The sequence below is a fragment of the Marinobacter sp. genome (assembly GCF_040882185.1).
Taxonomy (GTDB): domain Bacteria; phylum Pseudomonadota; class Gammaproteobacteria; order Pseudomonadales; family Oleiphilaceae; genus Marinobacter.
On sequence record NZ_JBBEBW010000002.1, the window covers coordinates 96773 to 114129 of the forward strand.

Below are 17357 nucleotides of genomic sequence, written 5' to 3' on the forward strand. Positions count from 1 at the left end.
ATTTAGTATCGGTTCTGATCCAAAAAGCTGATCAGTCGATATTGTGTAATGTTCCTCAGAACTTAGGAGTTGCACCTATTCGGTTTGCGACAGTAATGAAAGCTAACTCGGCAATTGCATGTACCACATTGCCACCGGGCGCCGCCCGATAAGCTGCGCTGAACCCCAGATCGGGGACGGAAGCATCGACGCTAAACTCACGAAGTAGGCCCGAATTGAGTTCGTGCTGCAGAATTTCTCGCGGCAAGGCGCTGACTCCGAGCCCATCGACAGTCATGCGGATGATCGTGGAAAGCGAAGAACTGGAATGGATTCGCGTGGAGTGATTCATGGGGTCGACGAGCGAGCGAATGGCCAGGTAAGGTTCACTCTTTCGCGGGTAGGTAACAATCGGCCAGGTCGCCAGCTCAGACAGTGACATCACGCTATCGGGTATGTCGAGCTTTGGACTTGCCACCCAGATCAGGGAATAACGACAGAGGTCCCTGTTGATAATGCCGGGCTGAGTAACGTTGCCCATCAGAAAAGCGATATCGATTTCATGATTTTTTAGTTTTTCGGCCAGGTTGACGGATATGTCGACATCCAGTTCGAGATTTATCGCCGGGTATGCCTCGCTGACTCTTTCAATGAGTTGAGGCAACCAGGTGTGAGCAATGGTTTCCGAGACGGCGAGACGAATGGTTCCCTGTATTGATTCTGGTTTGGCGACGGTTTGCAGCATCTCCCCGTGCAGACTTAACATTTTCTCCGCGTAGATGAGAAATTCCCTACCTTTGGCCGTCAGCGCTATTTTCTTCCCACTACGATTAAAAAGCTCCACCCCAAGCTGGTCTTCCAGCCCGGCTATTCGCGCGGAGACCGAGGGCTGCGACGCATAAACCCTGCTGGCTGCAGCTCTGAAACTCCCTAGCCGGGCTATCCAGACAAAGGTTTCAAGTGTTCGAATGTTCATGGGGCCGCCGAGAGCCCGGTATCTCTGACGCTCTCCATGACCACAAAGGTGCTGGTCTGCAGTACGTGTGGCAGCGCTGAAATCTGCTCGCCAAGCACTTGTCGATATTCTGCCATGTCCCGGGTTCGCACTTTGAGCAAATAGTCGAAATTGCCGGCAATCATGTGGCATTGCTCTACCGCTGAAACCTTTTGCACCGCGGTATTGAAAGCGGTCAAGGCAGCGCTGCTGGTATCGGTGAGGGTGACCTGCGCGAAAGCAATATGGCTTTGCCCCAACCTGCTCTGGTTGACCTGGGCCGTGTAGCCGGTGATGTACCCCTGCTCCTCAAGGCGTCGCATGCGGACCTGACATGGGGTCTTGGATAGCCCGACGCGAGAGGCGAGTTCCGTCACCGTCATGCGGGCGTTGCCTTGAAGTTCGCGAATAATGGAGTGATCGATTCTATCCAGTTCCGCCATGGTTACAGTTTCCTGCTGAACTTAATGACTGATTAAAGGACAGAATACAATTAAATGACCTTTTTATTAAACAATTTCAGTAACAATGACTCATTGCCGCAGACCTGATCTTCTACTGAAAGCGCGACGTAATCTTTTGAGTAAGTTGTGCAATAATCGAGCATTGTATTGCTTGGCCTGGGTTGTGAGAGGACTGGAGTCCTGATCCGGAGCGCTGCAAGTCAATGGCAGGGAAGCTATGCTGGGAAGAACTACCGATCGTTTTACAGCCGTTCGCTCGGGTAAGTACTGGTCGGAACAGTTTATTTGTCTTTTTTTTCGATCACTGTCAGATAAAAGCCAGGTTTAGTTTCTCAAAAAAGACGTTAAATAATGTTTAGACGGATTTAATGGCCGAATTGTCTTTTTGATTCTCGGTAGAATGTCGGGATAAACAACTAAGAGGTTCAACTATGCGACCACAGCAATCAGTAACTCCCGCACTTGTTGATAGCAGACAGGCCATTCGTGACAATTACCTGGCTGAGGAATACACGGTGATTCGCGAGATGATTGCCGGTGCTCAGTTGTCCCACACCGAGCGTGAGGCAATCTCCGCCCGGGCAGCTGATCTGGTGCGTGATGTCCGCAAAAACGCAAAGTCCACCATTATGGAAAAGTTTCTGGCCGAATATGGCCTGACGACCAAAGAGGGTGTGGCCCTGATGTGTCTGGCCGAGGCGTTGCTGCGCGTGCCGGACAACACCACTATTCATGAACTGATCGAAGACAAGATCACCTCCGGTGCCTGGGGCACCCATATCGGCAAGGCGTCCTCGCCGCTGATCAATACCGCCACCATAGCGTTAATGATGACCAGCAACCTGCTCAAGGATTCCGATCGGCACAGTGTGGGCGACACGCTTCGAAAGCTGATGAAACGTTTTGGCGAGCCGGTGATTCGCACCGTGGCTGGTCAGGCTATGCGTGAGATGGGCCGTCAGTTCGTGCTTGGGCGTGACATTGATGAGGCGCAGGACGAAGCCAAAGATTACATGGCGAAAGGCTACACCTATTCCTACGACATGCTGGGCGAGGCCGCGCGCACGGATAAAGATGCTGGGCGATATTTTGACTCCTACTCCGAAGCGATCGACAGCATTGCCAAGTCCTGCAAAGGCGATGTGCGCAAGAACCCGGGCATTTCGGTAAAGCTCTCCGCCCTGCTTGCGCGTTACGAATATGGCAATAAAGAACGGGTCATGAATGAACTCGTGCCCCGTGCCATGAAGCTGGTCAAAAAAGCGGCCGCGGCCAATATGGGCTTCAATATTGATGCCGAGGAACAGGACCGGCTGGACCTTTCGCTGGACGTTATTGAAGCGATCCTGTCTGATCCGGAACTGAAAGGCTGGGACGGGTTTGGCGTGGTCGTTCAGGCCTTTGGCAAGCGCTCCTCCGATACTCTGGACTGGCTCTATGGTTTGGCCGACAAACTGGATCGCCGCATCATGGTCCGCCTGGTGAAAGGCGCTTATTGGGACGCCGAAATCAAGCGCGCCCAGGTGATGGGCCTGGACGGTTTTCCCGTCTTTACGCGCAAGGCCTGTAGCGATGTGGCTTTTCTGTCCTGCACCACCCAATTATTGAACATGACAGATCGCATTTATCCGCAATTTGCCACCCACAATGCTCACTCCGTGTCTGCCGTGCTTGAATTGGCGAAGGCCAAAGGCGTGACTAACTACGAGTTCCAGCGCCTGCACGGCATGGGCGAGTCCCTGCATAACGAGGTGCTCGAGGTAAGCGGCGTGCCGTGCCGTATCTACGCACCGGTTGGCCCTCACCGTGACCTGCTGGCTTATCTGGTTCGCCGTCTGTTGGAGAACGGGGCGAACAGCTCTTTTGTTAACCAGATTGTGGATTCCCGAATCACCCCGGAAGAAATTGCCAGAGATCCTATTGATGCGGTCCAGGAGATGGGGTCAAACATCTCCAGCAAGGCGATAGTGCATCCGAGAAACCTGTTCGGCAAAGAGCGTCGCAACTCCAAGGGCTGGGATATTACGGACCCGGTGACGGTAGCCGAGATTGAGGAAGGACGGGGCGCTTTTCGCGATTATCGCTGGAAGGCCGGACCGATTATGGCAGCAGATTGCGTCGGCACCGAGGTTCAGGTGGTGCGCAATCCAGCCAACCCTGACGATCTGGTCGGCCACGTTACGCAAGCGTCCTCGGACGACGTAGAGGCAGCTGTTGCCGCCGGCCAGCAAGGCTTCCAGGAATGGTCCAGAATGCCAGCTGAAGCCCGCGCCCAGTGTATCCGCAAGGCGGGCGATCTGTTCGAAGAGCACGCTTATGAGTTATTTGCCCTGGCGACCCGGGAAGCAGGCAAGTCACTGTTGGACGGAGTGGCCGAGATTCGTGAAGCGGTGGACTTCTCGCAGTTCTACGCCAACGAAGGGCTGCGATACAAGGACAGTGGCGAGGCCCGGGGAGTTATGTGCTGCATCTCGCCGTGGAACTTCCCACTTGCCATTTTTGCCGGCCAGGTACTTGCCAATCTCGCGGCAGGCAATGCGGTCATCGCCAAGCCAGCTGAGCAGACCTCACTGATCGCCTATCGGGCGGTTGAGCTCATGCATGAGGCCGGTATTCCCAGGGCCGCCATTCAGTTGCTGCCAGGCACCGGTGCGACGGTCGGTAGTGCGTTGACGTCACACCCGGGTATTGCCGGGGTCTGTTTCACCGGTTCAACGCCGGTTGCCCGTAAGATTAATGAGGTCATGGCGGAAAATCTGACGCCGGATGCTCCCTTGGTGGCGGAAACCGGCGGCCTCAACGCCATGATTGTTGACTCAACGGCACTGCCCGAGCAGGTGGTGCGAGATGTACTGGCCTCGTCGTTCCAGAGCGCCGGCCAGCGCTGCTCGGCGTTGCGCATGCTGTACGTTCAGAAGGACATCGCCGAGGGGCTGCTTGAGATGCTGTATGGCGCGATGGAAGAGCTGGGCATTGGTGACCCGTGGTTGTTGTCTACCGATGTAGGCCCGGTTATCGATGAGACTGCCCGCAAGAAAATTATTGACCACTGCGACAAGTTCGAGAAAAAAGGACGACTGCTGAAAAAATTGCCGGTTCCCGAGCATGGCACGTTTGTCTCGCCTGCGGTGATCAGTGTCAGCGGGATCGAAGAGATGGAGGAGGAGATTTTCGGCCCGATACTCCATGTCGCCACATTTGCTGCCAAAGATATCGACAAGGTTGTTGACGATGTCAACGCCAGGGGCTATGGCCTTACGTTTGGTATCCATAGCCGCGTAGACAGCCGCGTAGATCGTATTGCAGCTCGCATCAAAGTGGGTAACACCTACGTGAACCGGAACCAGATTGGTGCCATTGTTGGCTCCCAGCCTTTCGGGGGCGAGGGACTGTCCGGTACCGGTCCCAAGGCGGGTGGCCCGCAGTATGTGCGCCGCTTCATACGCGGCGAGACAGTGGAGCGGGCGGTCGAGTCTGGCAGCAAAAAGATAGACGCTATCAAACTCGAGGGGCTGATTGGCAAGCTGTCTGATACAAAACTGCTTAAACCAGAACAGCGTGTCGAGGCCATGAAGCCGCTCTTCAGCCATGTGCCGTCGCCGCTGGATGCGCACCCGGAAGAAATGCCCGGGCCAACGGGTGAACTGAACCGTTTGACCAATCATCCCCGCGGTATTGTTTTGTGCCTTGGTCCGGACACAGAAACTGCTCTGGAGCAGGCTGCCACCGCATTGTCTCAGGGCAACAAGGTGGTGGTTATTGCACCGGGTATCGATGACGTGGTTGGTCGAGCTGCGAAAGCAGGACTTCCGATTGGTGGGATTGAAGGTCAACTGGAGCCAGAGGCGCTTGCAGTTGCCAATGGTTTTGATGCGGTAGTGAGCTGTGCAGAGCAGCCGATGCTGAAGCAATACCGCTTGAATCTGGCAAAACGTGAAGGTGCCTTACTGCCCCTGATTAACGAACATCGTCTGGACCAGCGTTTCGTTATTGAGCGTCATCTTTGCGTCGATACGACCGCTGCGGGTGGTAACGCCAGTCTGATCGCCGCTTCGGAGTAGGCTAGCCCCGACGAGCTGAACGACCAGGGATGGCGTTCAACTCTACCCATGCCCCAAAACGTCCTTCGGTTTTGGTGGGCTCCCTAAGCTAAAGCGGTTCGTTGGGGCTGGTCATTGAGCCGCCACTACCTGACGTTCAAGTTCGGAAGCGAGGCCTGCTTCCAGCTTGAGTGCCTGGGCAAGCTGATCAAGCCAGGCCCGCTCCATCGGATTCTGCTCATCAATCATGGCTGCACTGACGACGTAGATTTCCCGGCTTGCTTGGGGCGAGTCAGCTTTGCTGGCCAGGGCATTGGCATCCAGTGGCGCGTCGAACTGGCTCTGGATCCAGGTGTGGAGCTCATCGTCTGCGCCCAGTTTCTCAATTTCCTGGGTCAGCAGGGCGCGTTCGTTAGCATCTATGTGGCCATCTGCCCGGGCCGCCATGATCATCGCCTGGAGAATTTCCAGTCCGCGCTGTTCCTGCGCCTGGCCTTGTAATTGTTCAAGTGGCTGGCCTTGTTGGTCGGTCGCTTGCTGCCCGTCCTGGCTATTGGCCTGGTAATTCTGGTAGGCCTTCCAGGCTAAAACGCCCACGCCTGCCAAGGCGCCGTATTTAAGCGCCGAGCCGCCCATATTCCGGCCGCGCTTGGAACCCATCATCATCCCCAGTGCGCCGCCGCCGAGCAGGCTCTTTACATCAAAGCCACTTTGACTTCCGCCGCTTCCATGATTGCCTTGCGACGGCTTGCCCTGCAGCTGCGAAGCCAGCCCGCTTACCATTTTATTAACGTCAAAGCCGCCACTGCCGCCTTTCGTCTGGCCCCCAGAGGCCTGCTTCATCAACCCGTTCAGAATGGTCATTGCGTTCATGGTCGGTGTCCTTGCTGTGGAAATTTGGTAAAGCGGTTGCCAAAAGAACATTCAATAGGTCATTGGTAAACCATACAAGCATTCTAAACAGATTGATCTTTTCTGTGCATTAAGCCGGTGTCATGCCTGAGGGGGTATTGGTAGCACTATTCGGTCATGCCGTTCAAAAACGGGACGTAGGAGAGCGAAGACAAAGCTAAAATTTTATGAAGCCGTAGGGCCGGGAATCAGGGCCATACGGCTTTTTGAGATTATTTTCTGGGAATATCAGTCACACTGACCGGCTTCGTAGAAACCGGCATCGGTTTCCCTTACCCACGCTGTGGTGCCTGAAACCGGGCCCAGATAGTCAGCGCCGCCGGTGGTGTAATAACCCATAGCATAATAAGCGCGACCAGCTGACTGGTGGGCCAGGTTCGTGGCGTTCCAATCAGTACAGTTCACGTCTTCACCACCCTCGTCACCACCGCCACTCCCCGGCCCGCCACAGGCTGCCGGTTGTTGGGCGTACCAGTTGCCTACATCACCTTCATGAAGCACCACGCTGCTCCAGGTATCAAAGGAGGCCCCGATGTCCACATCGTCTCCGTTGGCAAGCGCACGCAGGGTGTAGTTGCCCCCGGCATAGGCCCGGCCCGAGGTGATGTGGGCATTGGGCGAGCTGGTTGCGATTTCGCAGATCTCAGAAGGTTGGTTGGGGTCGAATACATTGACTGCGCGGAGAACGTTGCTGGAATTATTGTCGCTGTCGGTGGCTGCATAGTCGCAGCTATAGCTTCCTACCTGGGAGGTATCGACATCGCTGCAATCCGCGGCGACGGTGAGTGACCCGTCTTCCTGATCCGTCGCCGTGGCGCCGGGGTCGGTGAAGGGCGCGCTCAGTGCGACAGTCATGGGATTGTCGCCAATCAACTGGATGACCGGATGGCCTTCAGGCTGTGTTCCGTCGCGGCTGTGACGGTTGAAAAACTCCCAGATTATGTCCGGGTAGCTGGGACCAACCTTGATCGCCCACTTGCCATTGTTGCCCTCTGCACCGCTTATCCAGTAGTGACCGTGATCGGTATCCTGAAAGTTGGGCGTGTTCAGGGGACCGTCGAGGAAAATGGTTTCCACAACGGAGCGGCTGCCAATGGTACCGTCCTGCGTGTATTTGATATGGCGACAGCCGTAATTGTTCTGATTGAAGGGCGAACACGGAGTTTCGGAGGCTTTGGTCTCAGCAGTCGTGTCGAACGCGGGGGCACCAAATGCTTGCAGGTGGGCATCGCGGGTGTTCAATGCCGCTTGATGCAGCACGGTACAATCGTTCTCGTTCTGCAACACCATCAGAGGTATTGGATAAACATCGTTGATTTCAGCCGTCATATCGGAGACCACACGGCTGACACTGTGGAAGGTTGCGCTTCCGGGACATTGGCCAGACAGCGATACTGACCCGGCATCTTCGCCGTAAGGTAGCCCTGACGCTGGCGCGGCTGCCGCCCAATACTCGTTATGCGTTGCCGCAGCTACGGTGGTCATGGCACCGCCAGATGAGAGCCCGGTGATAAAACGACGGGCAGGGTCAATGTTGTAGTTCGCCTCAACCTGTAAGCCAATCTGGTGCAGGTCCTCCACCTCGCCTGCGCCTTCGTGCCGATGGTGGTCAAACCAGAAACCCCAGCAATTTTCATTGCGCAGGCCATCGTAGCTGGTGATAAATGGCGCCACCAGAATAAACCCATAGCGGTCGGCGGCCTCCTTCATACCCCAGTCATTCAACACATCGTCATTGGTCTGTTTGCATCCATGCAGCGCCATAACCATTGGGGCAGGTGAACTGACATTGTCTGGCACGTAGACCTTGTATTGGCGGGCGCGAGACTGGGAATAAGACTGTTGGGTCAGCGTGTAGGAATCGGTCTGCCCAGCAAAGACAGGTGTGATCGGTATCAGCATCGCTGCGAGACAAAGCGTTGAGATGCCTGACCGACAACGCAATAGAATGTTGAAGACAGGACTCATCAGTGTTTCCGAGTGAAGAATGTCGCATGACATAGAGTTGCTCCTTATTGAATTTATTGTTTAGCAAACGTAGTAGTGAAAGTTCTGTGCCAGGTTTTTACTGCGTTGTTTTAAAAGGGATGGGGTGGCGATTGCGGCGGAGTTAGTAGAAGATATCCGGGGAATTGGACAGTTTAGCGGCGGCACCACGAGTTTGAGTATTTTTTGTACAGGTTTCCGGACGGGAGTGTCCATAATTCCGGATTTTCGTTAGCTGATTTATCTCCCACTATCTCGAGGTAACCGGGTTTGTTTTCTACCTACCTTAATGCACTGTTCCCCGTTGTTTTCTGCGCGGCTTTAGGGCTCGGGCTGGCACTGAGGACCACGCTGCTGGATGCTCCGGCGTTATCGAAACTGGTCACGCTCGTTGGTCTGCCCTCACTTATCCTGAGTGCACTGCTTGGCATGCAGACGCCGATATGGGCAGTGTCGGATACGTTGTTCGCTATAGTTTCAGTGCTTGTTCTCTCGGCAGTTCTTGGGGCTGTGGGACTCAAGTTGGCGGGGCTGGAGGTGCGCGGCTATCTTTCCATGCTGGTGAATCCCAACACCGGAAATCTGGGCATTCCGTTGGTGTTCGCGTTGCTGGGGCAGGACGCTCTGATCCACGCCGTAGTGATTTCCACAGTGGTGCAGATCAGTCATTTTACGCTGGGTGTCTGGCTGTTATCGGGTCAGTTTTCAGCGAAAGCCATATTCTCCAATGCGTCAATTATTGCGCTTATCGCTGGTATCGTCTGGGTTGTGACCGGCTGGCATACACCGGAAGCGGTTTCCAACACGGTAGATTTGCTGGCAGGCATGACTATACCGGTGATGCTGCTATTGCTTGGCAAATCGTTGTCGACCATTGATCTGCGGGAGTTGGGCAGGCTTGGAACGATCGTGGGCTTGTCAGCCGGGCGCGTTTTGCTGGGCCTGGGCTCTGCACTGGCGGTTGTGGCCGTGCTGCCACTGGAGCCCGTGGTAGCTAAAACTCTGCTGATTCAGGCCACCATGCCGGTAGCGGTTATCAGCTACATTCTTGCCAGTCATTACCATGGGCCGAAGGATGATATTGCTGCGGTAATTCTGGTGAGCATGCCGTTGTCACTGATTGTGGTGTTCGGGGTGCTGCAGGTTTTTCCGATGCTTGGGTAGCACGAACACAGCCATCTGTACCGGTCTTTGCATCGCCAACTGTCCCGGTCCGTTGGCGCTGGCTGTGCTAGATTAGGTGTTTTGCCTGCGAGAATCTGATGAGTGCACCAACCCCGGAAGCCACCAAAGGCGTTTTTTATGGCGTGGGCGCCTATACCGTCTGGGGCTGTTTTCCGCTTTTCTTTGCGTTGTTTGAGGGTGTGCCGGCTTTTGAAGTACTGGCCCATCGAATTATCTGGTCGAGTGTTTTTCTCGCCGTTGTCATCTCCATACTTCGCCGTTGGCCCGCGGTTAAAATGGCTCTGGCTTACCCCCGAAAACTGTGGCGGGTACTCGGGTGCGCGGTGCTCATCGCGACGAACTGGGGTGTCTATATTTACGCTGTCGAAACCCATCACGTACTTCAGGCAAGCTTGGGCTATTTTCTGACACCACTGGTTAACGTAGCGCTCGGAATGCTGGTGCTGCGTGAAACGATGGCACGCTTGCAAGGTGTTGCCGTGGTGATCGCAGGCGCGGGCATTTTGCTGCAGCTGTTTTTGCTCGGTACTGTTCCCTGGATAAGCCTGGTGCTGGCCGTCAGCTTTGGGACTTATGGGTTGTTGCGCAAACAGGTGATGCTTGACGGACTCTCCGGACTCTTTGTGGAAACACTGCTATTGCTACCGTTGGCGTTGCTGGCCGTGGGCTGGACTATCTCCACCGGCGGGTCGCATTTTGTGGTCGATACAAACGCCTCGTTGTTGTTGGTCGCCAGCGGTGTCATCACGGCGCTGCCTTTGCTGGCATTTGCTGGTGCAGCGCGTCGTTTACGGTTGGCGACGGTGGGCTTTCTGATGTACATCAACCCGACGCTGCAGTTTCTTATTGCCTTGTTTGTTTTCCATGAGCCGATGAGTCAGACCCAGCTTTTCAGCTTCGTCATGATCTGGACTGCGCTTGCGCTCTACTCATGGTCGGCTTGGCAATCGAGCCCCACGGCCATTACCCGCCGTAACCGCGTGCGGGTATGAGCGGGTTGTGCTTTTCGGTTGCTCGACACTTTCTTCCGCCTTTACTTTGCGCTTTCTTCCGCAATTTCCCTGAACGCCTGCACCAGGGTATCCGGCTCCTGGGCTCCCGAAATCATATACTGCTGATTGACAATGAATGCTGGCACCGCTGAAACACCGGCCTGCTGGTACGTTGCCTCGTCAGCTCGCACGACCTCGGCATAATCATCCGATGCCAGAATGCTTTGTGCTTCGGCGCCATCAAGACCGATGGCCTGAACCCACTCGATGAGCACTTCGGGATCCGAGATGTCGGCTGCGTGTCCGAAGTATGCCTCAAAAAAAGCCTGCTCAAGGTCGGTCTGGCGACCCTGTTCCGCCGCCCACTTCAACAGCCGGTGAGCGTCGAAGGTATTGCGCGTGTACCGCTCCTGCATTCGGGTAAAGTTCAGCCCCAGATCTTCAGCGATTCCCATCATGTCGGTTTGCGCGGCTTGCATTTCTGCGGTACTGCGTCCGTATTTACGACTCAGTGCCTGCAGTATGGGTTCGCCGTCTGCGGTCGCGTCCGGATTGAGCTCAAAAGCATGCCATTCGATAGTGAATGCCATCTCCTCTGCCAGCGTGGCCATGGCTTTTTCCAGCCGGGCGTAACCGATCGCGCACCAGGGGCAGGCGATGTCAGACACGATATCTATTTTCAAGGTCTTCATAGGGTATCCTCAAAACGGGTCGCTCGATTCAACAATAATCGGTTTGCGTTGTTCGATTCTGGACACCTCGCGAAACAAGTACAATCGTTCGTCTCCATAAATTATCGACCGCGCCAGGATGCCCATATTATGAACATCACTCCATTCCAGTCCCTGGCTTGCCCGCTGGACGGTGACCCAATGCGGCGAGAAGGCGCCTCCTGGCGTTGTGCTGCGGGCCACACATTTGATGTCGCCCGCCAGGGTTACACACACTTGTTGCCGGTACAGAAAAAGCGCTCCCTTGATCCTGGTGACAGTAAAGCGATGGTGTTGGCTCGTCAGCGCTTTCTTAACGGGGGCCACTACCAGCCGATTGCGGCGGCAGTAAACCGGCTGTCCCTGGCGGATTTACCTGATTCGAGCAGCTATAGCTGTCTGGATGCGGGCTGTGGTGAGGGTTACTACCTGCGACAGCTAGCCTTGCACGTGGGGAGTGAAGAGGCCGCATCTGAAAAATCGATGGCATTGGTGGGCCTGGATATCTCCAAAGCGGCAATACTTTCTGCTACCCGGCAGGCCGGTTCTGACAAAGCCCGGCAACCGAATTGGCTGGTTGGTAGCAATGCCAACCTCCCGATGTTGGCGGGTAGCCTTGACCGGGTGCTTTGTCTGTTCGGTTTTCCAGTCTACGCCGAGTTCGCTCGGGTGCTCAAACCAGGTGGCCGCGTGATACAGGTCGATGCTGGGCCTGACCATCTCAGGGAACTGCGGGAGATCATCTATCCCGAGCTCAAGCCCGAGCGTAAACAGGAAGCTGAAGCTCCGGATAACTTTGTCAGGGGGGCAACAGACACACTTCGGTATAACCTCGATCTCAATGCGGCCGAGCCGATAGCAGATCTGTTGGCGATGACACCGCACCTATACCGCGCCAATGCGAAAGGCCGGGATAGGGCAGCGGCCCTGAACAGTCTGGCGGTAACGGTAGATATTCGGCTAACGACGTTTGAGCGGATCGGTGCTCTTTAACTGACGTTCGTTAACCGGTGTTCTCTAATAAAGTCCGGTTAAGGTACGCTGGTATTTTTGTACTTAATGGCGATTTATACAGGGCAAGACAGCATGATAAATTCCCTTACCAAATTATTCTGGCCGATTCTTGGCTTCTTTGAAAAAAGCGATTCCCCGCAAGGTTACCGCTCATCTCTGTTATTGTGATCGCGGTGATCGCATCCGGTCAGAGTTTTTAAGTCTTCACAACGAGGTTATTGCTCTATGACACTCCATCTTGAACTTGCTCCCTTGATCAGTCTTGGTGCGGGCATTGCTATACTCGTATTTCCGCGGTTGCTGAACTATATCGTGGCGGGTTATCTGATCGTGGTGGGCGTTCTGGGAATTCTCGGCCACGGTATCTAAGGAGAATCACTATGCGCTTACTTCTATTGTCACAAATTCTGCCCCTTGCTCTGGTTGCGCTGCTGACGGCGAGCGTGGTCCCTGGGGCGGTCGCCGATGAAGATGAAACCACGGTGGAACAATTGCAGGAGGACACCCGGGAGCTGGGACGCACACTGAAGGAATTCAGTGCTGACCAGAAAGATCAGGCGATAGCGTCAATCAATAAGACTCTAGAGGTGCTGGACAAGCGTATAGACCAGCTCGAGAAGGAACTCGCGGAAAATTGGGACGACATGAGCGACCTGGCCCGCGACCGAAGCCAGGAAAGTATCGACTCGCTCCGCGAGCAACGTGGCACAGTGGCAGAGTGGTATGATCGCCTGAAAGAGAGTTCCGCGAGTGCCTGGGATCGCATGAAGAAGGGTTTCTCGGACGCTTATGACGAATTGTCAGAAAGTTGGGAGAACGCCGAGGAGGTTAACGAAGAAAACGCCGAACAGCGCAAGGAAAGCATCTGATAGCTTTGATTACTCTCCATCAATGAGGTACGACATTCATGGCTGAAACTGAACAGGTCGCTGGCCTCTCGCTGGCTCAACTCGAGCACATCAATACCCATCTGGAGCGCCGGTATATCCAGCCAGGCAAACTGCCCGGCGCGCTGACACTGGTGGCGCGACGAGGGGAGATTGCTTGTGTTAAAGCCCAGGGGCTGATGGACGTGGAACGGAAGAAACCGGTCAGTCGGGATACCATTTTCCGCATCTACTCGATGACCAAGCCCATCACTTCCATCGCGATGATGCAGTTGTACGAGCAGGGGCGTTTCCTGCTGGACGATCCGGTGCATAAATACATTCCGGCGTGGAAGAACCGACGGGTGTATAAAAGTGGTCTCTATCCTGGTTTTCTGACCGTCCCGGCTACCACCACCATGACCATTCGCGACCTGTTCACTCATATGTCGGGTCTGACCTACGGATTTATGAACCGCACTAATGTGGATGCAGCCTATCGGGAGTTAAAACTGGATGGTAGTTCCAGCCTGACGTTGGAATCTCTGGTGGACAGGCTCTCAGAACTGCCATTGGAATTTTCACCCGGAAGCGCCTGGAATTATTCTGTCAGTACGGATGTGCTGGGCTACCTTGTGCAGTTGCTCTCGGACCAACCCTTTGATGAATACCTGAAAGAGCATATTTTTGATCCTTTAGATATGCCAGATACAGGTTTCTTCGTGCGCGATGACCAGCTTGATCGCTTTGCTGCCTGTTATCTTTATGAGTCTGGCGAGCAGTTCAGATTGCAGGACGACCCGGAGACTTCCAATTACCGGCGGCAGGATCGCTTTCAATCCGGCGGCGGTGGGTTGGTATCCACCATTGATGACTACTTTCATTTTGCCCAGGCGCTGTGCCAGGGTGGAACTTTCCGAGGCCAGCGCATCATAGGCCGTAAGACTTTGGAATTTATGCGGCAGAATCATTTGCCGGGTAATCAGGATCTCCCGGGGCTATCCGTGGGCGCTTTCAGTGAGACACCTTATGCTGGCAGCGGTTTCGGGCTGGGGTTCTCCGTCAAGACCGATGTCGCCAGGTCACAGATCAACGGTTCAGTGGGGGAGTATGGTTGGGGCGGGTTGGCAAGCACCAATTTCTTTATTGATCCGGTGGAAGAGTTAGTGATGATTTTCATGACGCAGCTGATTCCGTCGTCGTCTTATCCCATCCGACAGGAATTGCGGGCCATAGTGAACGGGGCGTTGTGCTGAAACGGAAAATGGCGCAGGTAAGGCCGTTGTTAACAAATTGTATCTGGAAAATAGACAGGTGAACGTAGCCAGAAAGGTATGAGACTGTTAAGTTGCAGGTCCTAACTTTCCGTGGTTTGGCTTGAGAACCTGTTTAATGAGTTGTTTAGAAGCTCTAGCAGCTGAGAAGAAGCAAATAGTCGCCCGTTATTCCAAAAAATGTAATGTTAAAGCTGCAGGTCAGCTTTTGACGACGTTTGTCCCCTATATAGCGTTTTGGTACCTGGCTGTCGCGAGCATTTCGGTGTCCTACTGGTTAACTGCGTTGTGTATTGGGGCATTGAGCCTGTTCTTGCTCAGGGTTTTCGTGTTGATGCATGAATGTGGTCACAACTCCCTGTTCGCCACCGCGAAGTACAACAAGGTTGCTGGGTTTTCCCTCGGAGTGCTGTGCGGCATGCCTCAATACGTATGGGGTAAAAACCACGCGTTTCACCACGCCACTAACGGCAATTGGGATGAATACCGGGGTCCGTTGGCCACTCTCTCACTGGCTGAGTTCAATGCGCTTTCCCCAAAGCAGCAGCGGATATACCGGCTGACGCGAAATATTGCATTTGCCCCGATTGGCGGCTTTCTTTACCTGATTTTCAACCCACGTTTGACCTGGATCAAGGGCAATATCGCTCTGCTTGGTTACCTGTTTAAAGAAAAACTCGCAAATCCTGAAGTGTCACTTCGTTCGCTTGCCGCCGGATTTGAGTGTCGCTATTGGAAGTCCGCGGCCGAGTACCGCCACATGACAGCCAACAACCTGGTGCTGCTGTCGCTCTGGGCCATTATGTGTTTCGCGGTTGGGCCAGCCGTCTTTTTCACCATCTATCTGATCAGCCTGTCCCTGGCTGGCGCAGGCGGTATTATCCTGTTTGCGGTTCAGCACAACTTCGAGGATGCCTGGGCGGCTGATAAGACCAGTTGGGATTACAACCGGGCGGCGGTTGAGGGCACCAGTTTCCTGGTACTTCCTGCGTGGCTTAACTGGCTCACCGCCGATATTGCTTACCATCATATCCACCACCTCTCTGCCTCTATTCCCAACTACAATCTTGCGGAATGCCACCATGCCAATGCCCATCACTTTACCGGGGTCACTCGCATTCGCCTGAGAGAAATACCTGCTGCGCTGAGAAACACAATCTGGGATGTTGAGAACCATCGCATCACGGCCATTCCGTCCAACTGATTTGTGGATTAAGGTAGAGATGTTCAAGGCGTTCTGACTTATGGCAGGTGGTTATGACGAAAACACAGACCAATACAGGCAAGCTTGACCGGTTACTGGAAGAGCAGCGCCAGTACATTGCCCAACGTGAAAAAGGCTATCGGGAGAAAGCTCTCAAGCTCTATCCGTGGATTTGCGGGCGCTGTGCGCGCGAATTTGACCGCAGAAACCTGAGTGAGCTCACCGTTCACCACGTTAACCATGACCACGACTACAATCCGCCCGATGGCAGTAACTGGGAGTTGCTCTGTATTTATTGCCACGACGAGGAACACAGCAAGTTCGAGGCATTCGTACGCTATGGGGGCGGTGCAGACTCCAGAACGGAGGCCGCGACGTTTAATCCTTTTGCGGGACTGAAAGACGCCATGAATAACAAGAAGTGAGCTTGTAACACCGCCCGCCGGACGGTTCGATCCATGAACGCGGGCTGGCGGTATTGATGAATTCTGATGCTCAGCTTTGTGAGTCTTTCTTCTCCCGCTTTGCCACTTTTTTCTCTTTTTGCGTTAATGCAGGCTTCTTCTTTGTCTCTTTGATACGCTTCTGTTCTTTGCTCATGTTCAGTACTCCAACCAAATCGGTAGCACACTACACGCAGTCGCGTGTCCTACCCCCCAGAGAGGCCGTTGCTGCCAAGTCAGCGCAGCGACCGGATTCGTATGGAAGGAGAGCCGATATTACCACGAACGTTGCATTGCCATAGCGGGATAAATACGGATGCTTGAACCCTACCTTTACCAGGAAAGCGATTGTTCAGATGACTAAGCCTTTCGCTCCTCACAGTTCCTCGACGGCCAGATCCCCCACTCCCATAGGCCTGTACCTGGTGCCGGTACTGTTTGTCTGGCTTTGGAGTACCGGTTTTATCGGCGCCAAGTACGGTCTGCCATACGCTGAACCATTCACTCTGTTGCTACTGCGGATGCTGTTTACGCTCGCCGTTCTGGCTGTATTGATTAAGATAATGAAAGCCAACTGGCCTTCCTGGCAAGGGGTGGCCCATACAGCAGTGACCGGTATTCTGGTCCACGGCTGTTATCTCGGTGGCGTCTACTACGCCATTCAGGGGGGGATGCCAGCGGGCATCATATCGCTGATCGTTGGTTTGCAACCCCTGGTCACGGCGGTGGCAGCGGTGATTATATTGCGTGAGCCCGTGGCTTTGCGGCAGTGGCTGGGCCTGTCACTCGGCCTTGTCGGCATTGCGCTGGTGTTGGTCGAACAACTTGGCGGTGGAGCGGGCATGGCGGGCTTCCCGTTGTGGACCCTGTGGTGGGCAGCACTGTCGCTGATGGGCATATCCGTAGGCACGGTTTACCAGAAGCGCCATGGTGAGCGAACCGACCTGTTGACCGGCACCTTCATCCAGTATTGTGCAGCGTCTGTGCTATTTGCCATCGGCGCCTTTATGTTGGAGACCCGGGTGGTGATCTGGGATATTCAGCTAGTACTGTCCATGGTCTGGTTGGTATTCGGAGTGTCCATAGGCGCCATTCTGTTGCTTATGCTGCTGATCCGTCGGGGCGCTGCGTCCCAGGTCGCAAGTCTGTTTTACCTGGTGCCACCAGTAACGGCGCTTGAAGCCTACATACTGTTTGACGAACGCCTGGGATTGTTAGCGATGTTCGGTGGAATAGTGTCTATCACCGGTGTGGCGCTGGTCGTCATTAAGCGGAAAGAATAAGTGGCTTGAGC

The 17357-nt window shown here is 54.5% G+C and carries 15 protein-coding genes; 10 read left to right on the top strand and 5 right to left on the bottom strand.

Annotated features, from left to right (window positions below):
- Nucleotides 1-55: 55 nt before the first annotated feature.
- Both WEB64_RS01465 and WEB64_RS01470 read right to left on the bottom strand, forming a co-directional pair.
- On the bottom strand, nt 56-955 hold the full coding sequence (locus WEB64_RS01465; RefSeq protein WP_368062157.1) for a LysR family transcriptional regulator: 900 nt from the start codon (nt 953-955) through the stop codon (nt 56-58).
- The gene (locus WEB64_RS01470) at nt 952-1416 is read right to left on the bottom strand and encodes an Lrp/AsnC ligand binding domain-containing protein (RefSeq protein ID WP_368062156.1); all 465 of its coding nucleotides are present in this window, start codon (nt 1414-1416) and stop codon (nt 952-954) included. Before WEB64_RS01470 ends, WEB64_RS01465 begins: the two co-directional genes overlap by 4 nt.
- Before the next feature lie 452 nt (nt 1417-1868).
- On the opposite strand from WEB64_RS01470, the gene putA reads away from it, so the two are divergent.
- Nucleotides 1869-5498, top strand: coding sequence for a bifunctional proline dehydrogenase/L-glutamate gamma-semialdehyde dehydrogenase PutA (gene putA / locus WEB64_RS01475; RefSeq protein ID WP_368062155.1), 3630 nt, complete (start codon nt 1869-1871; stop codon nt 5496-5498).
- A gap of 111 nt (nt 5499-5609) precedes the next feature.
- Here the strand turns inward: putA and WEB64_RS01480 are convergent, their stop codons facing one another.
- The gene (locus WEB64_RS01480) at nt 5610-6350 is read right to left on the bottom strand and encodes a tellurite resistance TerB family protein (protein WP_368062154.1); all 741 of its coding nucleotides are present in this window, start codon (nt 6348-6350) and stop codon (nt 5610-5612) included.
- 267 nt (nt 6351-6617) lie between these two features.
- Nucleotides 6618-8390, bottom strand: a complete 1773-nt coding sequence (locus tag WEB64_RS01485; RefSeq protein ID WP_368062153.1) for a PHB depolymerase family esterase — start codon at nt 8388-8390, stop codon at nt 6618-6620.
- A 255-nt stretch (nt 8391-8645) separates the two neighbouring features.
- Between WEB64_RS01485 and WEB64_RS01490 the strand changes: the two genes are divergently transcribed.
- Together WEB64_RS01490 and rarD are read left to right on the top strand one after the other, a co-directional pair.
- Nucleotides 8646-9539 (top strand): AEC family transporter, encoded by an 894-nt coding sequence (locus WEB64_RS01490; RefSeq protein WP_368062152.1) that lies wholly within the window; start codon nt 8646-8648, stop codon nt 9537-9539.
- A 98-nt stretch (nt 9540-9637) separates the two neighbouring features.
- Nucleotides 9638-10552, top strand: a complete 915-nt coding sequence (gene rarD / locus WEB64_RS01495; RefSeq protein WP_368062151.1) for an EamA family transporter RarD — start codon at nt 9638-9640, stop codon at nt 10550-10552.
- Nucleotides 10553-10593: 41 nt separating this feature from the next.
- Here rarD and WEB64_RS01500 read toward each other — a convergent pair whose 3' ends face one another.
- Nucleotides 10594-11244: a DsbA family oxidoreductase gene (locus WEB64_RS01500; RefSeq protein ID WP_368062150.1), complete on the bottom strand. Its 651-nt coding sequence runs from the start codon at nt 11242-11244 to the stop codon at nt 10594-10596.
- 129 nt (nt 11245-11373) lie between these two features.
- Here WEB64_RS01500 and WEB64_RS01505 point away from each other — a divergent pair, with 129 nt between their 5' ends.
- The 7 genes from WEB64_RS01505 to WEB64_RS01535 all read left to right on the top strand — a co-directional run bounded on the left by WEB64_RS01505 (nt 11374) and on the right by WEB64_RS01535 (nt 17346).
- Nucleotides 11374-12255, top strand: a complete 882-nt coding sequence (locus WEB64_RS01505) for a putative RNA methyltransferase (RefSeq protein ID WP_368062149.1) — start codon at nt 11374-11376, stop codon at nt 12253-12255.
- Between the two features lie 246 nt (nt 12256-12501).
- On the top strand, nt 12502-12645 hold the full coding sequence (locus WEB64_RS01510; protein ID WP_368062148.1) for a DUF3096 domain-containing protein: 144 nt from the start codon (nt 12502-12504) through the stop codon (nt 12643-12645).
- Between the two features lie 11 nt (nt 12646-12656).
- Nucleotides 12657-13145 carry a hypothetical protein gene (locus WEB64_RS01515; RefSeq protein WP_368062147.1) on the top strand — a complete coding sequence of 163 codons (489 nt, stop codon included), beginning with the start codon at nt 12657-12659 and terminating at the stop codon, nt 13143-13145.
- Nucleotides 13146-13183: 38 nt separating this feature from the next.
- Complete coding sequence (locus tag WEB64_RS01520) at nt 13184-14398, top strand: serine hydrolase domain-containing protein (protein WP_368062146.1); 1215 nt, start codon at nt 13184-13186, stop codon at nt 14396-14398.
- A 226-nt stretch (nt 14399-14624) separates the two neighbouring features.
- Nucleotides 14625-15620, top strand: coding sequence for a fatty acid desaturase (locus tag WEB64_RS01525; RefSeq protein WP_368062145.1), 996 nt, complete (start codon nt 14625-14627; stop codon nt 15618-15620).
- Nucleotides 15621-15673: 53 nt separating this feature from the next.
- Nucleotides 15674-16045 (top strand): YajD family HNH nuclease, encoded by a 372-nt coding sequence (locus tag WEB64_RS01530; RefSeq protein ID WP_368062144.1) that lies wholly within the window; start codon nt 15674-15676, stop codon nt 16043-16045.
- Between the two features lie 374 nt (nt 16046-16419).
- Nucleotides 16420-17346 (top strand): DMT family transporter, encoded by a 927-nt coding sequence (locus tag WEB64_RS01535; protein WP_368062143.1) that lies wholly within the window; start codon nt 16420-16422, stop codon nt 17344-17346.
- Nucleotides 17347-17357: the final 11 nt, after the last annotated feature.

Excerpts from the sequence above, each read along its gene's own strand:
- WEB64_RS01465 (WP_368062157.1), bottom strand. The coding sequence starts at position 955 with ATGAACATTCGAACACTTGAAACCTTTGTCTGGATAGCCCGGCTAGGG.
- WEB64_RS01470 (WP_368062156.1), bottom strand. The coding sequence starts at position 1,416 with ATGGCGGAACTGGATAGAATCGATCACTCCATTATTCGCGAACTTCAA.
- putA (WP_368062155.1), top strand. The coding sequence starts at position 1,869 with ATGCGACCACAGCAATCAGTAACTCCCGCACTTGTTGATAGCAGACAG.
- WEB64_RS01480 (WP_368062154.1), bottom strand. The coding sequence starts at position 6,350 with ATGAACGCAATGACCATTCTGAACGGGTTGATGAAGCAGGCCTCTGGG.
- WEB64_RS01485 (WP_368062153.1), bottom strand. The coding sequence starts at position 8,390 with ATGTCATGCGACATTCTTCACTCGGAAACACTGATGAGTCCTGTCTTC.
- rarD (WP_368062151.1), top strand. The coding sequence starts at position 9,638 with ATGAGTGCACCAACCCCGGAAGCCACCAAAGGCGTTTTTTATGGCGTG.
- WEB64_RS01500 (WP_368062150.1), bottom strand. The coding sequence starts at position 11,244 with ATGAAGACCTTGAAAATAGATATCGTGTCTGACATCGCCTGCCCCTGG.
- WEB64_RS01505 (WP_368062149.1), top strand. The coding sequence starts at position 11,374 with ATGAACATCACTCCATTCCAGTCCCTGGCTTGCCCGCTGGACGGTGAC.
- WEB64_RS01510 (WP_368062148.1), top strand. The coding sequence starts at position 12,502 with ATGACACTCCATCTTGAACTTGCTCCCTTGATCAGTCTTGGTGCGGGC.
- WEB64_RS01515 (WP_368062147.1), top strand. The coding sequence starts at position 12,657 with ATGCGCTTACTTCTATTGTCACAAATTCTGCCCCTTGCTCTGGTTGCG.
- WEB64_RS01520 (WP_368062146.1), top strand. The coding sequence starts at position 13,184 with ATGGCTGAAACTGAACAGGTCGCTGGCCTCTCGCTGGCTCAACTCGAG.
- WEB64_RS01530 (WP_368062144.1), top strand. The coding sequence starts at position 15,674 with ATGACGAAAACACAGACCAATACAGGCAAGCTTGACCGGTTACTGGAA.
- WEB64_RS01535 (WP_368062143.1), top strand. The coding sequence starts at position 16,420 with ATGACTAAGCCTTTCGCTCCTCACAGTTCCTCGACGGCCAGATCCCCC.